Genomic DNA, 5632 nt, shown 5'->3' on the forward strand with positions numbered 1-5632 from the left:
TAATTACTTAAAACATTTAATACAACAATCATGACTTTTCAAACACCCTCTTAAGGCAAAACTTAAACTGGTCATCCACAGACTTTATTAACGCTCTAGAATCCCTGCAAAAACGCTATTTAATCACCAAAATCAAAGCAGATAAGACCCAATTTGATTTGTCTCCACTTTTTAAAGAATACGTCAAAACCCTTGATAAGTAGATTAGTAGTTCGATCGCTATTTCTGTGAGTCGTGATTTTTGGGCGATAGCGAAGCGCTCCGTAGGAATCGCCTCAATTGTCTATCTGTTGAAGGGTTTGCGGTATGCGATCGCTTGTTGATTTTTTGCGAAATTGCGATATAAATGTTATGCTTGACGTAATACATAACACTTGCCTATGCCTGAAAAATATAAAGACAAACGCACAGCCGAATTTGCTGCGGGCGATCGTGTCAAAGAATTTCAGGCATTTGAAAGACAAGCATACAAACGTCTAGAAATTCTAGAAGCCGCACCTAATAAAGAATCCTTAATGGCCTTGCCAAGTAACCGTTTTGAGGCACTAGGCGGAGATAGAAAAGGGCAGTACAGCATTCGTATAAATGACAAATGGCGTATTTGTTTTGAGTGGACAGAAACAGAAAATCGGCCATTTAATATCGAAATTGTTGATTATCACTAAAGGAGAAAACAACTATGGCACGACCTGCAATTCACGCTGGTGAAATCTTATCCGATGAACTAAAAGAGCTTGGGATTAGCGCATCAGAACTAGCGCGATCGCTCCATATACCCACAAATCGGATTACGCAAATCCTCAAAGGGCAAAGAGGTATCACTGCTGACACAGCATTACGTCTAGGACGATGGTTTGGCACTGGTGCAGAACTATGGCTTAATTTGCAAAAAGCTTATGAGTTACGCCTAGCCGAAGAGTTAATGGGAGAAGAAATTCAAAATACGATTCAACCTCGTTCATCTATAAACAATCAGCCGTTAGTTCAAGTTTAGATAAATAAATTTTGAGTATCGGGAATGCGACAGCGAACCGTGTCCTAGTAATCGCTATTCCTGTAAGTCGTGATTTTTAGGCGATAGCGAAGCGCGACCTAGGAATCGCTATTCCTGTGAGTTGTGATTTTCAGGACTAGGGATCGCTTTTTATTGGTTTTAGGACGCGATTTAAGGTTCAGGTATCTCCAACTGACGACAAATTCTAAAAACGGTAAAGTCAACAATCTCTCTATGACGAGGAATTGCTGTACGACGACCGTTAAGGGGATTTTCCCAAATAGAATGTTCGCTTCCTTCTCTTAATAAATAACAGCCATGTTGACTGAGGTGACGTAACAAATCTCGACGTTTCATTAAGCTACAAAACTAGGAACAACTTGAACATGATTTGCTGCTGAGAAAATCAAATAAATTGGTTCCTCTAAATCCGCTTCTGGTTCCGTTAATTGTTCATTCGGCAACGGTAAAGATTCTCCCTGAGATAAATAAACCTCTGCCATATCAACTAATGCACTCGCCAAAGAACGACGGACTATAGATAAATCTTCTCCCCAAGAAATCGCTCCAGGAAAGTCTAATACTTCCCCATGAACTCCCTTGTCTAAAAACTTATACATTGCCTTATAAGTAAGCATGATTTATGTATCCTAGAGCAATAAACAATTCTCCTATTTTGACACTCTCCGGTCTAAAAACGCGGAGATTCTATAGAGAGTTTCAGTCTATATCCCTCAGTTATCCCAGTTTCAGGCATTGCCTTAAATATTTGGGTTCTTGCCCTGATTTCGTTGGCCCTGGCGGGTGAAATCATATCTGACAAGCGTAACTTTCCGAGAGTCCCTCGGTAGCTTTTTATGTCTTTAGTGACAATTTAGTTGTATCACGAATATGGATTAAAATTTGAAATAATTTCAAATTTTCAAATTAACGTCAATGCAGGATAAAGGAAAGCCTCTAGCCTTCATCTCTTGTCTAAAGCCCAAATGTGGCTGACTGAGTCAGCCACATTTTCAAGGGTTTTCGGCGTTCTTCCTTATAAAACACAGGCAATTGTGATGGCCAGTTTTTTTGGAGATGAGAGGCGATAGCGAACGCATTGCGTCCCGGAGAGAACTAGCGCGACCTAGTAATCGCTAATTTATAGCATTACTTTCAGTTAATAGACATCAAATTCTCAAAAGGATGACGATTTTTCCAGCGGTAAGTATTAAAGTCCCGAAAATCAACAGATAAAATCCGCCCATGCCCCAAATGTTCGGCAAGAATAATCAATGAAGCGTCCACTAAATCCATTGGCAGGGAAATATATTGATTCATCAATTCACTGATTCTTTTCCCATCTTGAACCTTGAGATCAAAAACCTCAAAAGCACCAATTTCTAAGCTATGAATAAACGTCTGTTGAGCATTTGTGCCTGTACGTTTCAAGAGAATATGACAAGCTTCCGTAATCACACACCATGTTGTAACCAAAGGCTCATCAATCGTATCTAGAACTTCTTGAGCGAGAACATGATAATCATCACGGCGATTGATTAATGCTATCCAAAAGCCAGAATCAACGATGACCATATTTTTCGTTAAGACTTTCAGTGAGATATTGCTTGTAATTAACCGACAAATCAGAGTCCCCTTCGGCACAACCAATCAGCCCTGATTCTCTAAGGAGTTGCAAAGGTTTTACAGGGGATTCTTGATGTAATTTTTCATAATAAAGATCGATCGCCACTTTCATAATGTCAGACACACCTTGATTTGTCCGCTGGCGAATGTAATTAAACTTATTAGCGCGATCGCTATCGAGCCTTGCATTAACCCTCATATTTTTGCTTGTCATAACTCTGTATGACAATACTATAGCTCAAAAAATTCAAGGTTAAGTAGTTCTCAAATAGTTTCCTCATGGGGCGATAGCGAAGCGCTCCGTCGGAATCGCTATTACTATGAGTCGTGATTTTTAGGCGATAGCGAAGCGCTCCGTCGGAATCGCTATTCTATCGTGGTTTGTTATTCTCAAGGGTAATTAATGGGATAATATCAAAAAAAGACTTATCAAAGGTAATGAATATGACAGATACAATCCAGTTAACATCAGAACAAATTGCAATATATCGCAGTGAACTAGCAGATAATTCTGATTTTTTAGCTGCACTTGATGTAATCGAAGAATGGGATGGAGATTTGGCGGATGCGGCTGAATCCATTGCTACTCGAAATGGCATTGAAGGAGTCGAAGATAACGCTGATATGCGTTGGTTTGTTATTGTTCTTAATAAATGTCGTGAATCTATTTGTCAGCAAAGATACGAAATTGTGCGAGAAAAAATTGTCCCTGCACTTATCCCTACGTTAACAGAGATGGTAGCAGCATCTTTTCTATGTCCCCCAGGTATTGCGACACTTTTATCAACTCCAATTGCTATTTATGTTCAAGAGGAAGGAATGGACAAGTTTTGTCAAATTTCCACCGATGACTAAACTCCTGTTGCTATAAATGCAGTCCAATAATAGGGACTTTCAAATGGATAGGGTTGACGTTTAACCGCAGCTTCTAATAAGTCTTTAAATTTATTGCGATCGCGTTTATTATCGGCAAATGCTTCAATTAATAATTTTTGAAATTCGGAGTTGTTTTTTATTCTTACTAACTTCTTACTGGTGAGAGTTCTTAACCAAGTTTGAGTGTTATTTAAAACAATAGCAATACTCCCTTGATCTTGGATAGAAATTCGTTTAAGATCGTGATAAAACTTAGTCATAAATAACGTTGTTGCTAGAGGATCTACTGTCCAAAGGGTGCTAACAACACTAGAACTCCCTGCAAATAGAAAACCACTGGGTAAACCCACATATTCATCACTGATACTATCAGCTTTACTTTCGATTATGCCACTTTCACAAGCGGAAAAGGTGACTAAACGGCATTCTCTTAAATCAAGTTTTTCAAAGACTTCTGCTAGGGTTAGATTGGCTGATTCTCCTAAGTTGCCTTCTGGATCTGCTAACATTAAAGCGGAATCTCTAGGAGATTTATTATCAAATTTACCATGACATGAAAAGTGAATACAATGGGATGCTTGTAATTCTTGACGACGGTTTTCTAGGGTTTGTTCTGATGCTTCTGATTCACCAATAATAATGATTTTTTCTGGATCAAATCCTTGACTGATTCTCTCTATTTCTATATTTGCTCCTAATAGGGGTTTTAGGTCTTTTCTGGTGGGGTTTTTAATAGCAAAAAGACGATCAAAGTTTTCACGCTGTGATAATTTTACCAGTTTTAAAAGTTGGCAACTGGGAATATATCCTACACCTTTAGAAAAGCGTTGATAGAGAAATTGTCCATTTTGTAGGGGTAAACAATGAAGGGGAATAATATGTAAAAACCAATGGGGAATGATGATTAAACGATCGCAGTCTTGGGGAATCAGTTCTAAAAGTTCATCAATGTGGATAATTTCTGATAGTTGATTTAAACGAGAATTAAGATTATTAATCCACTCGGTTTTATTATTTTCGTATGCCTCACGATAATCTTTAATAAAATTAATCAATTTGTCTCGATCTGTTGTTGAAGATTGCCAAACTTTTAATCCTTGGGAAGTTACAACAAACGCCATAATACTATCCCCTGAAATATACCATTCTAGAATGACAGTTTGTTGATCAATTAAGGATTGAATCTCAGTTAAGGGAATAGTTTGAACTTTTTGAGTTAAGCTAAAAGTGGGATCTATGGGGGTTATTTTACGGTCAATGAGTTGATTTAATTCTTGTTTTAAATGATTGAGGTGAGTATAGTCATTTAAGATGGGTTGTTTTTGTTCATCTAGGGTTAAAATTACTCCACTATTGCGGGTTTGTTCTTGGATAGCTAACTGTTGTTCTTCCCCAATAATGGCACGACGGAGGCGATCTAATTTGGTAATAATAGTCTGGGGGATATTACCTTTAGGATAGATATCTCGGTCGGTAAGCAATTGAACTAGATAGCGGGTTTTGCTGCGTTCAACGTATTCTAAAGCGCGATCTTTTTGATTGAGGTTGAGATAGGATTGAACTATGCCATGATAAACATCCATTGCATCGGAGAGGATTTCTTGTTGTCGTTGGGGGTTTAAGGCTTGGAGTCGGGTATTTTCTACTGCTTCGATGGCTAAGTTGTAGCCTTTGATGGCGGTTTCCCAGTCTTCGATAAGGAGGTTAGCAGTATGTCCTAAGTTTCGTCCTGTTCGTAAACAGTCTACAGGAAAAGCAGTGGGGGTATATACTTCTAAAGACAGGTTATAAGCTGCAATAGCTAACTTTAGATTATCAGCCCATTCCCCTCTAATGCGATGTCTATAAGCATTCCCCAGATTATTTTGTGACCTTGCCCAATCTTGAGGAAAATCTTCACGGGTATATATTTCTAAAGACTGGTTATAAGCTGCAATGGCTAACTCTAGATTCTCTGCCTTTTCCCCTCTGATGCGACTATCATAAGCTATCCCTAGATTATTTTGTGACCTTGCCCATTCAGAAGGAAAAGCATCACGGGTTCTTACTTCTAAAGACTGGTTATAAGCTGCAATGGCTAACTCTAGATTCTCTGCCCTTTCCCCAAGAATGCGTTGACTATAAGCATTACCCAAA

Annotated in this window: 8 protein-coding genes; 3 read left to right on the forward strand and 5 right to left on the reverse strand. The window is 38.6% G+C overall.

Annotated features, from left to right (window positions below; genetic code table 11):
• Nucleotides 1-380: 380 nt before the first annotated feature.
• Complete coding sequence (locus FJR37_RS19210; RefSeq protein ID WP_168466846.1) at nt 381-665, forward strand: type II toxin-antitoxin system RelE/ParE family toxin; 285 nt, start codon at nt 381-383, stop codon at nt 663-665.
• A 14-nt stretch (nt 666-679) separates the two neighbouring features.
• Entirely contained in the window at nt 680-994 is a 315-nt protein-coding gene (locus tag FJR37_RS19215) for a HigA family addiction module antitoxin (RefSeq protein ID WP_168466847.1), read from the forward strand.
• 171 nt (nt 995-1165) lie between these two features.
• Here FJR37_RS19215 and FJR37_RS19220 read toward each other — a convergent pair whose 3' ends face one another.
• From FJR37_RS19220 to FJR37_RS19235, 4 genes are all read right to left on the reverse strand, one after another.
• Complete coding sequence (locus FJR37_RS19220; RefSeq protein WP_053540596.1) at nt 1166-1351, reverse strand: type II toxin-antitoxin system HicA family toxin; 186 nt, start codon at nt 1349-1351, stop codon at nt 1166-1168.
• The gene (locus tag FJR37_RS19225; protein ID WP_039203329.1) at nt 1351-1632 is read right to left on the reverse strand and encodes a type II toxin-antitoxin system HicB family antitoxin; all 282 of its coding nucleotides are present in this window, start codon (nt 1630-1632) and stop codon (nt 1351-1353) included. The genes FJR37_RS19220 and FJR37_RS19225 overlap by 1 nt, the downstream gene beginning before the upstream one ends.
• Nucleotides 1633-2149: 517 nt before the next feature.
• A complete protein-coding gene (locus FJR37_RS19230) occupies nt 2150-2569 on the reverse strand; it encodes a type II toxin-antitoxin system VapC family toxin (protein WP_168466848.1) in 420 nt (139 codons plus the stop codon).
• Nucleotides 2556-2834, reverse strand: coding sequence for a ribbon-helix-helix protein, CopG family (locus tag FJR37_RS19235; protein WP_235335246.1), 279 nt, complete (start codon nt 2832-2834; stop codon nt 2556-2558). Before FJR37_RS19235 ends, FJR37_RS19230 begins: the two co-directional genes overlap by 14 nt.
• A 230-nt stretch (nt 2835-3064) precedes the next feature.
• Between FJR37_RS19235 and FJR37_RS19240 the strand changes: the two genes are divergently transcribed.
• Entirely contained in the window at nt 3065-3475 is a 411-nt protein-coding gene (locus tag FJR37_RS19240; RefSeq protein ID WP_039203326.1) for a hypothetical protein, read from the forward strand.
• On the opposite strand, the gene FJR37_RS19245 is transcribed toward FJR37_RS19240, so the two are convergent.
• The coding region (locus tag FJR37_RS19245) for a CHAT domain-containing protein (protein ID WP_168466849.1) at nt 3472-5632 on the reverse strand (2161 nt) is incomplete at its 5' end. The two genes, FJR37_RS19240 and FJR37_RS19245, sit on opposite strands and share 4 nt — an antisense overlap.

This window comes from Aphanizomenon sp. UHCC 0183 (assembly GCF_009712065.1).
Taxonomy (GTDB): Bacteria; Cyanobacteriota; Cyanobacteriia; order Cyanobacteriales; family Nostocaceae; genus Dolichospermum; species Dolichospermum heterosporum.

Coding starts and splice junctions, on each gene's coding strand:
- FJR37_RS19240 (WP_039203326.1), top strand. CDS start 3,065: ATGACAGATACAATCCAGTTAACATCAGAACAAATTGCAATATATCGC.
- FJR37_RS19220 (WP_053540596.1), bottom strand. CDS start 1,351: ATGAAACGTCGAGATTTGTTACGTCACCTCAGTCAACATGGCTGTTAT.
- FJR37_RS19215 (WP_168466847.1), top strand. CDS start 680: ATGGCACGACCTGCAATTCACGCTGGTGAAATCTTATCCGATGAACTA.
- FJR37_RS19235 (WP_235335246.1), bottom strand. CDS start 2,834: ATGACAAGCAAAAATATGAGGGTTAATGCAAGGCTCGATAGCGATCGC.
- FJR37_RS19225 (WP_039203329.1), bottom strand. CDS start 1,632: ATGCTTACTTATAAGGCAATGTATAAGTTTTTAGACAAGGGAGTTCAT.
- FJR37_RS19210 (WP_168466846.1), top strand. CDS start 381: ATGCCTGAAAAATATAAAGACAAACGCACAGCCGAATTTGCTGCGGGC.
- FJR37_RS19230 (WP_168466848.1), bottom strand. CDS start 2,569: ATGGTCATCGTTGATTCTGGCTTTTGGATAGCATTAATCAATCGCCGT.